Below are 15,963 nucleotides of genomic sequence, written 5' to 3' on the forward strand. Positions count from 1 at the left end.
CGTTTCACGCGGTCGGAGACCGCCGGATCCGGCTCAGTGGGTGAACAGCTTCGCCGCGGTCATCACGGTCTGCGCGACCCCGTAGCCGAGCAGCGCCGCCACCACCAACCAGGAGATCCACAACCGGGCCTGCTGCCCGGGTCGGCTGTCCTCGCTCATCGCGTACCACTCCTCTGCGCCGTCGTGTCCTCGTCCACGTCCCGATCCCGGTTCTCGTCCGCGTTCTGTTCCGCCGCTGGTTCGTGGTAGCGCTGCGGCACTGGCCGCACCAGCAGGTTCGCCACGAAGCCCACGGCCAGCACCCCCACCATCGTGAACAGCGCCGGCCGGTACGCCGCGGCCGTCAGTGAGCCCGGCTCGCCCTGCGCGTCGAGGAACCCGTTGACGATCAGCGGACCGGCGATCCCCGCCGCCGACCAGGCGGTCAGCAGCCGACCGTGGATCGCGCCGACCTGGAAGGTGCCGAACAGGTCCCGCAGGTACGCCGGCACGGTCGCGAACCCACCGCCGTAGAACGACAGGATCACGCAGGCCAACAGCACGAACAGGGCCGTCGAGGTCTGCCCGACCAGCGCCAGCAGCGCGTAGAGCACCATGCCGACACCCAGGTACACCAGGTAGATCGGTTTGCGGCCGATGACGTCAGAGGTGGACGACCACGCGAACCGGCCGGCCATGTTGAACAGCGACAGCAGACCCACGAACCCGCCGGCCGCCGCGACGGTCACCGCCGAGGTGCCGTTGTCGCGGAAGAAGTCCTGGATCATCGGGCTGGCCTGCTCCAGGATGCCGATGCCGGCGGTCACGTTGCAGAACAGCACCACCCACAGCAGCCAGAACGAGCGGGTCTTCACCGCGTTCGCCGCCGACACGTTCGCCGTGGTGACCAGCGGCTTCGCCGCCACGCTGGCCGGGTCGAAGCCGGCCGGCCGCCAGCCCTGCGCCGGCACCCGCACGTTCGCCACCCCGAACATCATGATCACGAAGTAGCCCAGGCCGAGCGTCACGAACAGCCACACCAGGGCGCTGCCCGACGCCGTCGACCCCGCGTTGGCCGGGTCGTAGCCGGCGTCGTAGAACGACAGCAGTTGCCGTGACAGGGGAGAGGCGACCATCGCCCCACCACCGAACCCCATGATCGCCAACCCGGTGGCCAGCCCCGGCCGGTCCGGGAACCACTTGATCAGGGTGGAGACGGGGGAGATGTAGCCGATGCCCAGCCCGATGCCGCCGAGCAGCCCGTAGCCCAGGTACAGCAGCCACAGCTGCTTCGTGGCGATGCCCAGCGAGCCCACCAGGAAACCCGCCGCCCAGAAACAGGCGGAGACGAACATGGCCTTACGCGGCCCGTTCGCCTCCACCCACGTCCCGGCGACCGCGGCGGACAACCCGAGCATCACGATCGCGATGCTGAAGATCACCCCGATCGCCGTCTGACTGGTGTCGAAGTGCGCGATCAGGGAGTTCTTGTAGACGCTTGTGGCGTAGACCTGACCGATGCAGAGGTGGATGGCCAACGCCGCCGGGGGGATGAGCCAGCGGCTGTAGCCGGGCGGCGCGACGGTGTGCCGACGATCGAGTGCGGAAAGCATGCGCTGCTTCCTCTCCGATGAGGACGAGAAACGTCGCAGACAACGTGCCCACACCAGTCGTGAACGGCAAACCTCACCGTCGCCGGACGGTCGCTCCGCTGAGCTGAGCGGTCAGTCAGCGCCCGCCCGGTGCGCGCGTGATCGACTCGGCTTCCTGAAACCCGGGGTGTCACGGCGGGCCGTACGCCCCGGCGTGCCGGGAAACCGGGTCGATCATGCCGCCGCCGCAGGCCGGCGCGTGGCGTCCCGGCCTCCGGCGCGCCGGCTCAGGCGGCGACCGCCGCCTCGGCGACCCGCTCGGCGTCGGGGCGCAGTTGCGGGGTGGCCAGCGAGATGACCAGGTTGACGATCGCGAAGACGGCGGCGATCAGCAGCCCACGGTGGAACCCGTCGACAAGCGCCTGCTGCTGACCGGCGCCGCGACTGAGCGCCTCGGTGACGTGGGTGACCGACAACGTGGTGACGATGGCCAACCCCAGGGCACCGCCGACCTGGTACACGGCGGTGACCACACCTGACGCGGCGCCGGCCTCATGGTGTTCGACGTCGGAGATCGCGGAGATCTGGGCGGGTACGCCCAGCGTGGTGATGCCCAGGCCGAACAGCAGCAGGCCGGGCAGCAGCTCGCCGGTGTAGGAGCCGGTGGCGCTCGCCCCGCTGAGCAGCAGCAGGCCGATCACGCTGAGCAGCGCGCCGACGATCTGCAGGGTGCGGGTGCCGAGTCGGTGCACCAGTTGGGTGGCGAGGGCGGCGCCGGCGATGGCCGTCGCGCCCATCGGCAGGAACTGCAGGCCGGCGGTCAGCGGCGAGGCGCCGCGTACCTGCTGCAGGTAGATCGCGGTGAGGAAGAACATCGACAGGAACGCGGCGCCGTTGAGCGCCAGCGCCCCACTGGAGACACTCAGCGCCCGGGAGCGGAACAGTCGCAGCGGCACCAGCGGCGCGGCCGAACGCGCCTCGACGCCGACGAAGACCGCCAGCAGCGCGACCCCGCCGATGAGGGTGGCGAGCACCTGCGCCGAGCCCCAGCCGGCGGACTCGGCCCGGACCACGCCGAACACGACGGCGAGCAGGCCGGTGGTGCCGAGGACCGCGCCGAGCGCGTCGAAGGTCCGGGGGCCGGGCTGGGAGTGCCGCACGGCCGCCACGAAGGTCGGCACGATCGCCACGAGCGCGATGACGATGGGTACGTTGACGAAGAACACCCACCGCCAGCTCAGCGCGTCGACGAGCAGGCCGCCGGCGACCACGCCCAGGGTGCCGCCGAGCCCGGCGAGGGCACCCCAGATGCCCATGGCGATGTTGCGCTCCCGTCCGTGCGCGAAGGTGACGGTGAGGATGGCCAACGCCGCGGGGGAGAGCAACGCGCCGCCCAGGCCCTGCACGGCGCGCGCGGCGATCAGCAGGCCGGGCGAGGTGGCGAGCCCGGCGAGCAGGGACATCGCCCCGAACAGCACCAGGCCGGCGATGAAGACCCGGCGGGCGCCGAGCAGGTCGGCGGCGCGACCGCCGAGCAGCAGGAAACCACCGAAGAGCAGGGTGTACGCGCTGATCACCCATTGCAGGTCGTCAGCGGTGAAGCTCAGGTCGGTCTGGATGTTGGGCAGTGCCACGTTCACGATCGTCACGTCGAGGATGACGATGAACTGCGCCACCGACAGCACCGCCAGAGTTGCCCAGGGACTACGTCGCATGCCTACCCCATCGGGAGAGAAGACGTCACGCACAGCGCGGTATACGCCGTACATCTACAACGTATACGTCGATGTGTACGTAGTACACTGGCCTCGTGGCCAGTATGAGCAAGGACACCCCGCAGCGTCTCGACCCCACCGCGATCGTCACGAGCGCGCTGCGCATCGCCGACGCCGAGGGCCTGGCCGCGATCACCATCCGGCGGCTGGCCCAGGAACACGGCGTCACCCCGATGGCGCTCTACCGGCACTTCCGGGACAAGGGCGACCTGCTCGACGCGCTCGCCGCACGCCTGCTCGCCGACATCCGCTTGCCCGAGCCGAGCACCGCACCCTGGGACGAGCAGGTCCGTGCCATCCTGGCCGCCTGCCTCGCCGTGCTGCGCCCACACCCCACGGTCGCCGGGCTCGTGCCCACCCGCATCCTGCTGTCCGAGCCGGGCCTGATCCTGGTGGAGCGCATCCTCGCCCTGCTCGACGGGGCGGGCTACCCCCCGGAGCAGGCCACCGAGATCGGCAGCCAGGCCCTCTGCTCCCTGGTGACGCTCGTCGCCACCGAACCGGGCGCCATGGGCAGCACCGACCCGGACACCCGCGACGACGCCATCCGCGCCAAGCGGGCGGCGCTGCAGGCGTTGGCGCCGCAGCGTTTCCCGCACGTCCTCGCCGCCGCCGACGCGCTCACCCTCTGCGGGGACCGAGACGGCTACTACGACCTGGGCATCGAGTTCGCGGTCGCCGGCATCCGCGGCATCCGCCCGGCGACCCGTACCACCGGCTGACCCCACCGCCCGCGAGCGGTGCGGCCCGCCGCTACCGCAGGTCCGGCAGGTGCCAGCCGCCGGCCAGCGCGTCGGCGTCCGCCGGACCCCAACTGCCCTTCTCGTACGACTGCACCGCCGCCGCCAGGTCCAGGATCGGCTCGACGATGCGCCACTCCTGCTCGATCGTCTCGGCCCGCGCGAAGCGCAGGTGCTGCCCGTCCATTGCGTCGTCGAGCAGCCGCTCGTACGCCTCCTGCCGACGACCGAGAGCCGAACCGAAGTCGACGGACAGATCCACCGGACGGCTCGCCACCTCAGCACCCGGGCTCTTCGCCTGGATCGACATCGTGATGCCGTCACCACGGCCGAGGCGGAAGCGCAAGAGGTTCGCCGCGGTCGCCGTGCCCCGCTCGGCGGGGATCAGCGAGCGCTGCGGCTGCTTGAACTCGACCACTACCTCCGTCGCCGTGCCCGGCAGCGACTTGCCGGTGCGCAGGTAGAAGGGCACGCCCGCCCAGCGGGGGGAGTCGACAGTCAACCGGGTCGCCACGAACGTCTCCGTGTTCGAGTCCGCCGCCACGCCCGGCTCCTCGCGGTAACCGGCGTACTGCCCACGGACGGTGGACTCCGGCGACAGCGGGGCGATCTGCCGCAGCACCGCGGCCTCCGCCTCCCGAAACGCCGCGGTGTCCTCGCTGGCGGGCGCCTCCATCGCGATGAGCGCGACGACCTGCAGGATGTGGTTCTGCAGCACGTCCCGGGTCGCGCCCACCGTGTCGTAGAAGCCGGCCCGGCCCTGCGTGCCGAAACCCTCGGCGAGGGTCACCTGGATGTTGTCGATGTGCTCGTTGTTCCACAGCGGCTCGAACAGCCGGTTGGCGAACCGGAAGGCGTAGAGGCCCTCGACGGCTTCCTTGCCGAGGTAGTGGTCGATGCGGAACACCCGCTCCGGCGCGAAGGCCGCGCCCAGCGTGCGCTCCAGCTCGCGGGAGGACTCCAGGTCACGCCCGAACGGCTTCTCCACGATCACCCGACCCCGGTCGGCCAGACCCACGGCCGCCAGGCCCTCGACGACGGAGCCGAACACCGCCGGAGGGATCGCCAGGTAGAAGACCGGCCGCTCGGCGTCGCGCAACCGCTCAGCCAACCGTTGGTAGGTCGTCGGGTCGGCGTAGTTGCCGGAGATCATCGAAAGGTTGTCGGCCAGCCGGTCGAACGTCTCGTCGTCGATCTCGTCATCGGCCTCGGTGACCGACTTGCGGGCCATGGTGACCAGCTGCTGATCATCCCAGGCGGAGCGGGCCACGCCGATCACCGGAACGTCGAGGCGGTCGCGCCGGGTCAACTCGTACAGCGCCGGGAACAGCTTCTTCGAGACAAGGTCTCCGGTGACGCCGAACAGCACTACCGCGTCTGAGCGCACGTGCATGGCACTTCCCATTCGATCATCCGAACCTGATCTTCCGAACGGACAACGGCACGACCCACTCCGAGAATTCCCCAGCGTGTGGCGTACGTGAGGTCGGCGACAACACTGTCTCGACGAGCCCTTATGTTAAGGAAGGTTTACAGTACAGGCGGAACGCCGGTAGCCTGCGACTCTAATCGACGAAGGTCGATCACGACGAGGCCTGGAGGTACCGTGCGTCGCCGACACACCACCACACGGCTGCTGGCCCTAGCCGCACTCGCACTCCCACTCATCCTGCCCGCCACCCCCGCCTCCGCAGCGGCACCCACCACACCAGCCCGACAGCTCGACGACGTCATCCCCGCACCTGTCGAAACCCGCCCCGACGCGCACAACACGTTCCGGATCACCCCCCTCACCGTCATCCGCACCACCCCCGGCTCAGCCGCCGCCCGGCGCATCGGCGACCAACTCGCCACGACACTGCGCCCCGCCACCGGCCACCCCCTGCCCGTCCTGCCCGTCCGCTCCACCCCGCTACCCGAGATCGCCCTGCTCATCGGCGGCGCCGACGACCGCATCGGCCAGCAGGGCTACCAACTCGACGTCACCCGCCGCGGCGTGACGATCCGCGCCAACACCCCCGCCGGGCTGTTCGCCGGCACCCAGACACTGCGCCAACTGCTCCCCGCCGAGATCGAGGCACCCGACCGACAGCGGAGCACCTGGACCGTCCCCGGCGGACGAATCGTCGACTACCCACGCTTCGCCTACCGCGGCGCGATGCTCGACCTCGCCCGGCACTTCCACACCGTCGACGACATCACCGCCTACGTGGACCTACTCGCCCAGTACAAAATCAACTACCTGCACCTGCACCTGACCGACGACCAGGGCTGGCGCATCCAGATCGACTCCTGGCCCCGCCTCACCACCGTCGGCGGCGGACCCGGCACCGGAGTCGACGGCGTCGGCCCCGGATACCTCACCAAGGCCGACTACCAGGCCGTCGTCGCCTACGCCGCCGCCCGACACATCACGATCATCCCCGAGATCGACATGCCCGGGCACACCAACGCCGCCCAGTCGACGTACCCCGAACTCAACTGCGACGGCGTCGCACCGCCCCCGCGCACCGACATCGCCGTCGGCTACAGCTCCCTCTGCATCAACGACGAACTCACCTACCGCTTCGTCGAGGACGTCATCCGCGAACTCGCCGCCATCACACCCGGACCATTCCTGCACATCGGCGGCGACGAAGCCCACGCCACCACCGACGAGGACTACCGCACCTTCATGAACCGGGTCCTGCCCCTGGTCGCGAAGTACGGCAAACGCGCCTCCGGATGGAACGAGATCACCCAGGCCGACCTGTCCACCGACGTCGTCGCCCAGTTCTGGGGCACCGGCACCACCAACGCCAGCCTCGCCGCGGCCGCCGCCCGCGGTAACAAAATCATCATGTCCCCGGCGAACAAGTCCTACCTGGACATGAAGTACGACGCCAACACCCGCCTCGGCCTGCGCTGGGCCGGCCTCATCGAGGTGTCCGACGCCTACGGCTGGGACCCCGCCACCCGGGTCACCGGCGTCGGCGAGAACGCCATCCTCGGCGTCGAGGCCCCGCTGTGGTCCGAGACGCTGCGCACCCTCGACGACATCGAGTACATGGCCTTCCCCCGCCTGCCCGCCATCGCCGAACTCGGCTGGTCCACCACCGCCAGCCACGACTGGGAGTCGTTCCGGACCCGGCTGGGGGAGCAGGGACCCCGCTGGCGGCTGCAACAGGTCAACTTCTACCCGTCCCCACAGGTGCCCTGGCTCTGAGCCGTACCCACCTCGCACGCTGTTCGTGGGCACCGGCCGGGTCGGCCGGTGCCCACGACGGTCAGCGACCGCAGATGGTGTCCAACGCCGTCAGCGGCGGGTCTAGGTCCGGCGCCTCGACCTCGGTGGCCTTCGCACCGGCCAGGTACGGCACCGCACGGACAATCATCGCGTCGGCCCCCACCAGGACCCGCACCCCGGTGGAACTCGGACGGGCAGAGGCGATGATGGTCGCCGGTTCACCAAGGACGTCACCCATGTCGACGGTCAACTCCGGGAAGCCACTACCCGCCATCCGGGCGGCCAGGCAAGCGGTGCTGTTCACATTGGCGATGTCCTCAGGAACCCCAATCGACGGCGCGAACATCCGGGCCACCACACCACCCACACGGGTGGGGGGCGAATAGACGTAGCAGCCCAGCAACCCCAACTGGTCGCACGCCGCCCGGAGCCGGTCCAGGCGAGGGCCCAAGGCCACGACCGCACCAGGTGTGGTGACCGGCACCAACATCCGCGCCCGCCCCAACGAGGCCACACACGCCCCGGAAAGAAGGTCGCCCGCAGCGACACCGAGGGCGTCGACGACGAGGCCAACCTCGAACGAGGTCGCGTCCCGTACGGCCACCGGACCCGGATCGAACGAGGCACGAATCTGGTCACCGTCGCGGACCGCGCGACCGACGAACGTACGCCCCGACACACGCAACCTGAACTCGTGCTCGCCACCGCCACGACGCCCGGCGAGGTACGCCACTGCCGCCACCGTCCCATGCCCACACGCGGGCAGTTCCCCCTCGGCGGCGAAGAACCTCAGATCCACAGGCTCGTCGCCCACGACCCGCCCCACGAACACGGCATGCGACGTGCCCATCCGGACCGGCACCCGGCTGCGCTCGGCGTCGCTCAACACATGATTCGCAGCCGGTGTGGGGGAGCGGGACTCATCGAGGACAGACGTTGGACTGCCCCCACGCCCGCCCCGAAGGCAGGCGTTGACGATGGTGACCACAACCGAGTCGTCGGAAGCGGCCACCACCGCACTGCCGTCACCCACGACGCAACCACCCCCTCTGGTGCCGTGCCATCACCGTCCACCTACGCCGTACACGCCAAGCCAACACCCTCAGTAGCATCTCGACCATGAACCTGGCGGTCGATCAATCAGCGGAAACCGGACCACCTGTGGTGTGCCTACCCATGTTCAGCATGAGCCGCGCCGCCACGGCCGCCGCCTTCCGGCCCGCCTTCGCCGGCACCGGCCTGCGAGAGATCTACCTGGACCTGCCCGGCCACGGCGACACCCCCGCCAACTGCCCACCCACCTCCCAGGCCGTGCTGGACACCGTCTGCGCCTGGCTCGACCACCACGTCGACGCACCAGTCCTGCTCGCCGGTGGCTCCTACGGCGCGTACCTGGCCGCCGGCATCGCCCGCCAACGACCCGACCTCGTCCGCGGCCTGCTCCTCGTCTGCCCCGGCGTCACCATCGCCCGCGACAGCCGGAACCTGCCCGACGACCCACCACTCGACGCGCCCACCGGCTGGCTCGACGCCGCTCCCACCGAACTACACGCACACCTCGACGCCGCCCTGGGTCACCGCACCCCAACCGTCGTCGCGACGGTGCTCGCCGCAATGAACTCCGGTGGCCCCGGCGACGCGACCTTCCAACAGCAACTGCAGACCGGCCCCGACTACGCGCTACCCGACGAGAACGCCGAGGTCGTCTTCAACGGCCCGGTCAGCGTGATCACCGGCCGACAGGACCGGATCGTCGGCTACGCCGACCAGTTCCGCGCCATGCGCCACTATCCGCGCGGCACCTACACCGTGGTCGACGCAGCCGGACACTACCTGCCGTACGAACAACCCACCCTGCTGCGCTCACTCACCCAGGACTGGCTGCGCCGTACTCGTGACATCTCACCGGACTGACGACGGGCCGGCAGGGGAGGGCATCGCCCTTGGTCGATCCGGGTTGTAGGGATAGCCAACGGTTCTGCTCACACTCTGCCTCGCGAGGAGCCGGAGCACCCTGTCCACTCATCTGCTGTGGAATCGGTGTCAGTGGGATCGGCGCGTGGAGCACGAGGACAGCGTCGAAGCGATCGACCTCGAATCCGGACATGGTGTGCACCAGGGCAATGAGCTGCTGCATCGCAGTAACGGTCGTCGCTCCCAAGGTGGCGCGGCAGATCGGGGAAACCTGCGCAAAGGTTGACCTCGAACACGCTCGTCAGGACGCGACATGACCCCCTCTCGGCCACCTACGGCTCACTGGAGCGGGATTCGATAATTCACATTATGTAAAGTAAGGCGTTCTGGTGGTCCCCTCGCCGTCATCCGGGCGGGGTCACTCGCGCGTCAGGCCGGGCGGGCACGCGTCCTCGTCCGGACCGACGAGGCGCGCGTTGACCAGCGGGTTGCGTCGCAGGGCCGCCAGTATGGCAACACTGGCGCCGATGTCGGTCCAGGTGTCGTCCCACAGGGCGGAGACGAGCCAGGAGCGATCCGCCGGAAAGAACAGGTCGGGCAGCGCCCCGTCGCCGCGCATGTGACCGGTCCGCCAGGTGATGGCCTGTTCCGACCCGGCCTCGACCAGTACGTACGACCAACCCCAGTAGAGGGACACCCTCGGGGCATCCGGGAAGACGACGTTGTGGGCGCCGGTGTCGAGGAAGCCCAGCCACCACGGCTGATCCGGCGTGCACGACACCAGCTCGTCGATCACCGCGCGTTCGTGGGCGTCGAAACCAACCCCTTCTGGCGGGTAAAAGGTGCCGTACGCGTCGAACACCGGCGGGATCGCGGCGGTGACCGAGAAACCCGGCGTGGTGTGCCCGGCGAGCCAGGCGACGTCGCTGGCCGTGCCGATCCGCCAACTCCGCCCGTCCTTGTCGACCTGGGCGGGGCCGGTCCGGGTTGTGGTGTCACCGGCGTGGTGGGGCGCGGCGACGGCGGTGGGCGATGCCCACGGCGACCACCCGGGCCGGTCGGTCACCCGCCACCGATGCCCCTCGGGACAGACCCAGGCCATGGGATCGTCCGGATCTCGGTACACGGTGGGTGTGCCGGGTTGACCACACTCGGGGCAGGTGGCAACGGGCGACGTCATGTCGCGCACGATACGTGTTTCTCGATCAGGGCCACCCGTGTCCGCACCGATCCGGCTGGCACCTCGACCAGCTGGTGCCCGTGCTCCTCGTACACCTCCTGGTACAGGCGGGCGAAGGCCAGCGCGTCGGCGTAGCTGATCTGGCGCGCTGCGGTGTGTCGGATGAAGCCCAGCGGGCTGATCAGGAACACCGGGTGTTGGTAGGTGCGCTTCCGCATGATCCGGTCCACCTCGGCGGTCAGCGCCGGGCCGATCGGTCTGCCCAGGTGGCGGGCCAGTGCCAGGGTGCACAGCGGCGACCGGTCGTAGAACTGGACCGGCTGCCGCGCGTCGGCTTCGACCTGCCGGTGGTGTTGCAGCGCGGCGACGGCGTCGACGAAGTCGGTGTCGTGCCACGGCTCGGCGTACCCCTGTGCCTGCCTTTCGGCGATGAGGTCGGTGGCGGCCTCTCGGACGGTGACGTGTCCCCTGTGGTGGAGCGCCTCGATCAGGGTTGTCTTGCCGGCGCCGGGGGCTCCGGTGAGGACGTACCGCCGGGGTTCTGGCATCTTCTCCCCCTCTCTCGGTCCCCTACCCGGAAACCCGAAAATGCTGCATAATATCCCTTATGCATGACAAACAGGACGAATCGCTCGCGGTGCTGATCGAGGAGTTCCTGACCGCGCGGGCCACCCGCAAGCCCTCCCCGCACACCCTGGCCGCGTACCGCAGGGATCTACACACGGTCGCCGCTCTGGTCGCGGAAGATGCCACCCCTCCACTCCCCCTGGACGCGTTGTCGATCACCGACCTCTCCCCCCGGGTGATGCGCGCGGCCTTCGCACGGTTCGCCGCCCCCCGGGCACCCGCGTCGGTGCATCGGGCCTGGTCCACCTGGAACAGCTTCTTCACGTTCCTGGTCGCTGACGGGTTCGTGGCGGGCAACCCGATGCCGGCGGTCGGGCGTCCTCGGGCGCTACTCCCCCAGCCCAAGCCGCTGCGCGGCGCGGACACCCCCGAGGTGCTGCTCGCGTCCGCCGCGCGCGACGACGGTCGGCAACGCGACCCGTGGCCGGAGCGGGACGTGGCGGTGTTGGCGGTGGCGCTCTGCGCCGGGCTGCGCCTGTCGGAGCTGCTGGCGTTGCGGGTCGACTCGCTCGGTGGTCGGCCCGGTGAGCGGCGGGTCGAGGTGGCGGGCAAGGGCGGGCGGCCTCGGGTGGTGCCGATCGAGGCGGATCTGGACCGGGTGCTGCGCGACTACCTGGACAGTCGGGTGCGGCGCTTCGGTTCGCGGTCGGTACGCCCCGACTCGCCGTTGCTGGTGGATCGGCGTGGTGAGCCGTTGCGCCGTGGTGGCCTGCAGTATCTCGTCGAGTCGTGTTACCGGCGGGCCGGTATCGGTGACCGGGTGCCGCGTGGTGCGCGGCTGCACGCGCTGCGGCACACCTTCGCAACCCGGCTGGCGGAGGACGGTGCGAGCGCGGCGGAGATCATGCGGTTGTTGGGGCACGCGTCGTTGGCGTCGTCGCAGACGTACATCGAGGTGACGGCCGGGCAGCAGCGCGACGCGGTGCGCGCCAACCGGACCAACCGGGCGCTGGCGGGTCTGGTGCCGCCGGGGTGAGCGTGGTCAGTGTGCGCGGTCGCCGGTGCCGTCGGCGGTGACGGGCAGGGGGCCGAGGACGGCGTTGATGATGTGGATGCGGGCGTTGGTGGCCTGGTAGTCGGCGCAGACCGTGTCGGCGCGGTCGCCGAGGCGGGCGGTGGCCCCGGTGCGGGTGACGGTGACGGTGACGCCGTCGAGGGTGGTGGCGGTGCCGGCGGTGGTGAGGTCGGCGATCGGGTGGGTTCCGGTGATGAGGTGGGCTTTCAGCAGGGTGCGGAGCTGGTCGGTGTGGCGGGTCATGAGGTCGTCCCAGTTGTCCTCGGAGAACGTGGCGGCGAAGGCGTCGTCGGAGGGCGCCAGGACGGTGACGCCGGTGCCTGCGGGCAGGTCGGTGAGGACGCCGCTGGTGCGCAGGGCCGCTTCGAACGTGGTGAGGGTGGGGATCCAACGCAGCGCCTGGTCGACGGGTTGACCGGCGAGGAAGCTCGGGTTGCCGGGTTCGGTGCCGGTGGGCAGGGCGGCGCAGAGTTCCCCGGTGACCTGGGGTGCGGCGGCCGTGCGGGGAGCTGCGGGGCTGCCGGTGCAGGCGGCGAGCAGTAGTAGTGCTGGCAGGAGCGGGCCGAGCGCCCGCCGGGCGCCGTGCGGTCGTCGGGGGTGTCGCGGTGGGGTGGCGGGGTGCGACACGGCGGCCTCCACGGGTGCGGGGTAACTGGTGAGGTGCCGGCGGCGGGGGCGTCGGCCCGCCGCCGCCGGCGTGACGGTTTCGCTAGTTGTCGGTCACAGTGCCGCGCACTGGGTGGTGCGGGGGCCGTGGACGGTGTTGGCGATGCCGAGGTTGTTCGGGGTGGGGTTGTTGCCGGTGCAGCTGAGGGGGCCGCGGATGGTGGTGCCGGCCAGCACCGGTGCGTCGGTACCGGTGTTGCCGGTCAGGTCGACGGGGCCGGCGATGGTGGCGTCGATGATGGAGATCGTGTCGCTGGTGGCGATGCGGACCGGGCCGTTGATGGTGCTGTCGGCGAGGAGGATGCCGGCGGCGCCGGTGGCGGTGAGCGGGCCGCTGATGGTCGTCGCGGTCGTGACGAGTGCCGCGCCGGCGCGGACGGTGACCGGGCCGTTGATGGTGGCGTCGTCGGCGCAGGTGAAGCCGGTGACAACCAGGGGTCCGTTACGGCGGCCGGTGAGGGTGGGATAGACGCGTTCGCCGTCGGTCAGCTTCTCCACGCCCTTGGCGTCGAGGAGCAGGGGGATGAGGCCGCGTTCGGGTTGGTTGAGCGGAACGTAGTGGTCGTCACCGATCGTGATGACTTTCCAACCGTGGGCGGCGATGCGCTGGGCGACCGTGGTGCCGACGCCGCCGGGTCCGTCGGTGCGGGCGCCGTTGTACTGCGCGTCGGTGAGTTTGTAGGCGCAGGGCGGGGTGTCGAGGATCAGGTCGGCGGGGGGCGCGTCGAGTGGTGGTGGGCTGTCGCCGGGGTGCGGTGCCGGGTGGGCGGGGATGGGGCGGGAGCCGCGGAAGACCAGCCGGCCGGTGTTGGCGGCCTGGGATTCGATGGCTTCGGTGCGGGCCTTGAGGATGTCGGCGCGGTCGGCGCGGTGGTAGTCGAGGAACTGGTGGAACGTCCAGAGGGCCGAGTAGGTCTTGCGGCGCCGGTTGTTGGCGGTGTTGCCCTCGTCGGGGCGGGTCTGGCCGCCCGAGCTGCGCAGTTCCAGTAGGGAGTTGGTGACGTTCTTGAGCCCGAGGGTGTTGCGCAGGATGGTTTCCTCGCTGAGGCCGACGTTGCCGCCGCCTTCGCAGCCGTAGGGGCAGGCCCACCAGCCGGCTTCGGCGCCCTTGGCGTACATGTGGCCTTCGATCATGTCCTGGGACTGGTCGAAGATGGGTTGGGCGACGTTCTGGTGCCGTGGGGGCAGCATCGGCAGGTCACCGGCGCGGGAGTTGCCGAACTCGTGGCCGTCGTAGCCGGCGACGGGTCGGTAGTCGCGGACCATCCTGATGTACGCGGCGGTCTCCGGCTGGCGGATCAGGGAGTAGTCGCGGTTGAGGTCCTGGCCGGTGGAGTTGCCGCGGGTGTTGTTGGCGCGGCCGTCTCCGTTGATGGTGGGGACGATCAGGACGGTGGTGTGGCTGAGCAGGTCGGTGATGCGGGAGTCGGTGCTGAAGGCGAGTTGGCGGGCCATGATGAGGCAGGCTTCGCGGTCGCCGGGTTCGTTGCCGTGCACGTTGCAGTTGATGGCCACCGGTGCGGTGGCGGCGACGGCTTCCGGAGTGGCCGCAGGGGTGGGGTGGCCGATGACCATCATGTTGATGGGTCGGTTCTGCACGGTGCGGCCGAGTTCGACGACGCGGACGCGGTCGCTGAGGGCGTCGATGGCGGCGGTGTAGGCGTACTCGTCGGTGTCGCTGGTGTACTGCGCGGCGTGGGTGGTTTCCCATTGGGTGCGCAGGTTTTCGCCGGGGGTGTCGGGGTTGCCCCAGGGTGCGGTGGTGGTGGCGGTGACCGGGTCGGAGTAGGGCTGTTCGGTGGTGCCGGTGCGGGCGCGTACGCGCCATTGGAAGGTGTCGCCGGGGTTGTAGCCGGAGTCGGCGAAGGTGGGCGCCTGTTGGTTGATCTGGCGGTTGGGTCGCCAGATGCCGACGATGGTGGGTGCGCCGGTGGGGGTGTTGTCGGCGTCGACGGGGGTGCGTTCGATCTGGTAGTCGGTGGCGCCATCGACGGGTTGCCAGGCGAGGGTGGTGTATCCGTCGGCCTGGTGGGCGGTGAGGGCGGTTACCTGGTCGGGTGGTGCGGCGCGGTGGGCGTTGGCGGGGGTGGGCGCGGTGGTGAGGGTGACGGCGATCAGGGTGGACACGGCGATGAGGGTGGGTCGCTGGCGTCTCATGTGGCCTCCGACGAGTTGATCGTGGCGCGTATCGACCAGCATGATCGTCGGAGGTCGCCGATGCAAAGATCTTGAGGGAATCTTGCGGTCCGCTCCCCCGCCGGCCGGCGGGGCGTGGTGCTCAGCGGGCGTGGCGCAGGGCCCGGTCGAGGGCGACGTCGGCGATGCGCTGCCAGCCCTGCTGCGCGGGCAGCAGGTGCGCGTACCCGTCGAAGAGCTCGACCTCGGTGATGGTGTCGCCCTTGTAGAGCGCGGCGTTCGGGCGTTGCACGCTGGGCGGCATGAACGGTGTCAGCCGAGGTCGACCAGCAGGGGGCGGTGGTCGGAGATGGTGGACGGTGGCGCGGTGACGGCGCGTACCGGTGGGAGGTCGGCGAGGGCGTGCCGGTCGGCGAGGATGTGGTCGAGTTGGACGCGGGGCTGCCCGGAGGGGTAGGTGGGGAGGCGGCCCAGGGGGTGCCAGCCGGAGATGAGCCGGGCCGCGCCGGCGGGCAGGTTGAGGTCGCCGAGCAGGACGCGGGGGCCCGGGAGGGCGCGCAGGGCGCGGACGGTCTGGCGTAGTTGGCGGGCGTTCCAGCCGGGCACGAAGGACAGGTGGGTCGCGGCGACGGTGAGGGGGCCGTGGGGGGTGTCCAGGACGGCGGCGAGGACCACGCGGGGTTCGTCGTGCAGCAGGACGAGGCCGCCGCGGGGGCCGGGCACGTAGACCGGTGAGCGCACGGGCGCGGGTTTGAGTCGGGTGACCTGCCAGCTGCGGACGGGGTGTCGGCTGATCAGGCCGATGCCGTAGCAGGGTTCGCCGTGGCCGTCGTCGTCGTGGCGCAGGGGGCGGAACTGTTCGCCGGGGGTGCCGACGACGGCGGCGGCGAAGCGGTGGTGGGGTGCGTTGAGGGCGCGGGCGGCGATGGCGGTGAGGTCGAGGTTGCCGCTGCGGTGTTGGTCGCGGTCGACCTCCTGCAGGGCGAGCACGTCGGCGTCGAGGGCGGCGATGGCGGCGGCGAGTCGGGCGGGGTCGACGAGCCCGTCGGTGAGGGACCGTCCGTGCAGCAGGTTGAACGTGGCCAGGCGCACTCCTGCACCTTACGTGCCCGT

Annotated in this window: 16 protein-coding genes; 5 read left to right on the plus strand and 11 right to left on the minus strand. The window is 70.5% G+C overall.

What is annotated here, in order from left to right:
• Positions 1-33 precede the first annotated feature (33 nt).
• From ACFYL6_RS03180 to ACFYL6_RS03190, 3 genes are all read right to left on the minus strand, one after another.
• The gene (locus ACFYL6_RS03180) at positions 34-159 is read right to left on the minus strand and encodes a hypothetical protein (RefSeq protein ID WP_274527293.1); all 126 of its coding nucleotides are present in this window, start codon (positions 157-159) and stop codon (positions 34-36) included.
• Positions 156-1,592, minus strand: a complete 1,437-nt coding sequence (locus tag ACFYL6_RS03185) for an OFA family MFS transporter (RefSeq protein ID WP_387166686.1) — start codon at positions 1,590-1,592, stop codon at positions 156-158. Before ACFYL6_RS03185 ends, ACFYL6_RS03180 begins: the two co-directional genes overlap by 4 nt.
• Before the next feature lie 266 nt (positions 1,593-1,858).
• The gene (locus tag ACFYL6_RS03190) at positions 1,859-3,286 is read right to left on the minus strand and encodes a DHA2 family efflux MFS transporter permease subunit (RefSeq protein WP_387166689.1); all 1,428 of its coding nucleotides are present in this window, start codon (positions 3,284-3,286) and stop codon (positions 1,859-1,861) included.
• 104 nt (positions 3,287-3,390) lie between these two features.
• Between ACFYL6_RS03190 and ACFYL6_RS03195 the strand changes: the two genes are divergently transcribed.
• Positions 3,391-4,068 (plus strand): TetR/AcrR family transcriptional regulator, encoded by a 678-nt coding sequence (locus ACFYL6_RS03195; protein ID WP_387166854.1) that lies wholly within the window; start codon positions 3,391-3,393, stop codon positions 4,066-4,068.
• 31 nt (positions 4,069-4,099) lie between these two features.
• Here the strand turns inward: ACFYL6_RS03195 and zwf are convergent, their stop codons facing one another.
• Positions 4,100-5,479: a glucose-6-phosphate dehydrogenase gene (gene zwf, locus ACFYL6_RS03200; RefSeq protein WP_387166692.1), complete on the minus strand. Its 1,380-nt coding sequence runs from the start codon at positions 5,477-5,479 to the stop codon at positions 4,100-4,102.
• 213 nt (positions 5,480-5,692) lie between these two features.
• Between zwf and ACFYL6_RS03205 the strand changes: the two genes are divergently transcribed.
• Positions 5,693-7,291, plus strand: coding sequence for a beta-N-acetylhexosaminidase (locus ACFYL6_RS03205; RefSeq protein WP_387166695.1), 1,599 nt, complete (start codon positions 5,693-5,695; stop codon positions 7,289-7,291).
• Between the two features lie 61 nt (positions 7,292-7,352).
• On the opposite strand, the gene ACFYL6_RS03210 is transcribed toward ACFYL6_RS03205, so the two are convergent.
• Positions 7,353-8,201: a PhzF family phenazine biosynthesis protein gene (locus ACFYL6_RS03210; protein WP_387166697.1), complete on the minus strand. Its 849-nt coding sequence runs from the start codon at positions 8,199-8,201 to the stop codon at positions 7,353-7,355.
• A 230-nt stretch (positions 8,202-8,431) separates the two neighbouring features.
• Between ACFYL6_RS03210 and ACFYL6_RS03215 the strand changes: the two genes are divergently transcribed.
• Entirely contained in the window at positions 8,432-9,226 is a 795-nt protein-coding gene (locus ACFYL6_RS03215) for an alpha/beta fold hydrolase (RefSeq protein ID WP_387166700.1), read from the plus strand.
• 145 nt (positions 9,227-9,371) lie between these two features.
• Positions 9,372-9,512, plus strand: a complete 141-nt coding sequence (locus ACFYL6_RS03220; RefSeq protein WP_387166703.1) for a hypothetical protein — start codon at positions 9,372-9,374, stop codon at positions 9,510-9,512.
• A 132-nt stretch (positions 9,513-9,644) separates the two neighbouring features.
• Here the strand turns inward: ACFYL6_RS03220 and ACFYL6_RS03225 are convergent, their stop codons facing one another.
• On the minus strand, positions 9,645-10,406 hold the full coding sequence (locus ACFYL6_RS03225) for a hypothetical protein (RefSeq protein WP_387166705.1): 762 nt from the start codon (positions 10,404-10,406) through the stop codon (positions 9,645-9,647).
• Positions 10,403-10,954, minus strand: a complete 552-nt coding sequence (locus ACFYL6_RS03230) for an AAA family ATPase (RefSeq protein ID WP_387166708.1) — start codon at positions 10,952-10,954, stop codon at positions 10,403-10,405. The genes ACFYL6_RS03225 and ACFYL6_RS03230 overlap by 4 nt, the downstream gene beginning before the upstream one ends.
• 59 nt (positions 10,955-11,013) lie before the next feature.
• Between ACFYL6_RS03230 and ACFYL6_RS03235 the strand changes: the two genes are divergently transcribed.
• On the plus strand, positions 11,014-12,009 hold the full coding sequence (locus tag ACFYL6_RS03235; RefSeq protein ID WP_387166711.1) for a tyrosine-type recombinase/integrase: 996 nt from the start codon (positions 11,014-11,016) through the stop codon (positions 12,007-12,009).
• A 6-nt stretch (positions 12,010-12,015) separates the two neighbouring features.
• Here ACFYL6_RS03235 and ACFYL6_RS03240 read toward each other — a convergent pair whose 3' ends face one another.
• From ACFYL6_RS03240 to ACFYL6_RS03255, 4 genes are all read right to left on the minus strand, one after another.
• Positions 12,016-12,687, minus strand: coding sequence for a fasciclin domain-containing protein (locus ACFYL6_RS03240; RefSeq protein WP_387166714.1), 672 nt, complete (start codon positions 12,685-12,687; stop codon positions 12,016-12,018).
• A gap of 81 nt (positions 12,688-12,768) precedes the next feature.
• Positions 12,769-14,871 (minus strand): M14 family zinc carboxypeptidase, encoded by a 2,103-nt coding sequence (locus ACFYL6_RS03245; RefSeq protein ID WP_387166717.1) that lies wholly within the window; start codon positions 14,869-14,871, stop codon positions 12,769-12,771.
• A gap of 121 nt (positions 14,872-14,992) precedes the next feature.
• A complete protein-coding gene (locus ACFYL6_RS03250; RefSeq protein WP_387166720.1) occupies positions 14,993-15,142 on the minus strand; it encodes a hypothetical protein in 150 nt (49 codons plus the stop codon).
• Positions 15,143-15,162: 20 nt separating this feature from the next.
• Positions 15,163-15,942, minus strand: a complete 780-nt coding sequence (locus tag ACFYL6_RS03255; RefSeq protein WP_387166723.1) for an endonuclease/exonuclease/phosphatase family protein — start codon at positions 15,940-15,942, stop codon at positions 15,163-15,165.
• Between the last annotated feature and the right edge of the window lie 21 nt (positions 15,943-15,963).

The sequence above is a fragment of the Micromonospora sp. NPDC007208 genome (assembly GCF_042869175.1).
Taxonomy (GTDB): domain Bacteria; phylum Actinomycetota; class Actinomycetes; order Mycobacteriales; family Micromonosporaceae; genus Micromonospora; species Micromonospora foliorum.

Bases quoted from the DNA above. Each gene is read 5' to 3' on its own strand.
- ACFYL6_RS03180 (WP_274527293.1), bottom strand. From the start codon at position 159: ATGAGCGAGGACAGCCGACCCGGGCAGCAGGCCCGGTTGTGGATCTCC.
- ACFYL6_RS03185 (WP_387166686.1), bottom strand. From the start codon at position 1,592: ATGCTTTCCGCACTCGATCGTCGGCACACCGTCGCGCCGCCCGGCTAC.
- ACFYL6_RS03190 (WP_387166689.1), bottom strand. From the start codon at position 3,286: ATGCGACGTAGTCCCTGGGCAACTCTGGCGGTGCTGTCGGTGGCGCAG.
- ACFYL6_RS03195 (WP_387166854.1), top strand. From the start codon at position 3,391: ATGAGCAAGGACACCCCGCAGCGTCTCGACCCCACCGCGATCGTCACG.
- zwf (WP_387166692.1), bottom strand. From the start codon at position 5,479: ATGCACGTGCGCTCAGACGCGGTAGTGCTGTTCGGCGTCACCGGAGAC.
- ACFYL6_RS03215 (WP_387166700.1), top strand. From the start codon at position 8,432: ATGAACCTGGCGGTCGATCAATCAGCGGAAACCGGACCACCTGTGGTG.
- ACFYL6_RS03225 (WP_387166705.1), bottom strand. From the start codon at position 10,406: ATGACGTCGCCCGTTGCCACCTGCCCCGAGTGTGGTCAACCCGGCACA.
- ACFYL6_RS03230 (WP_387166708.1), bottom strand. From the start codon at position 10,954: ATGCCAGAACCCCGGCGGTACGTCCTCACCGGAGCCCCCGGCGCCGGC.
- ACFYL6_RS03235 (WP_387166711.1), top strand. From the start codon at position 11,014: ATGCATGACAAACAGGACGAATCGCTCGCGGTGCTGATCGAGGAGTTC.
- ACFYL6_RS03245 (WP_387166717.1), bottom strand. From the start codon at position 14,871: ATGAGACGCCAGCGACCCACCCTCATCGCCGTGTCCACCCTGATCGCC.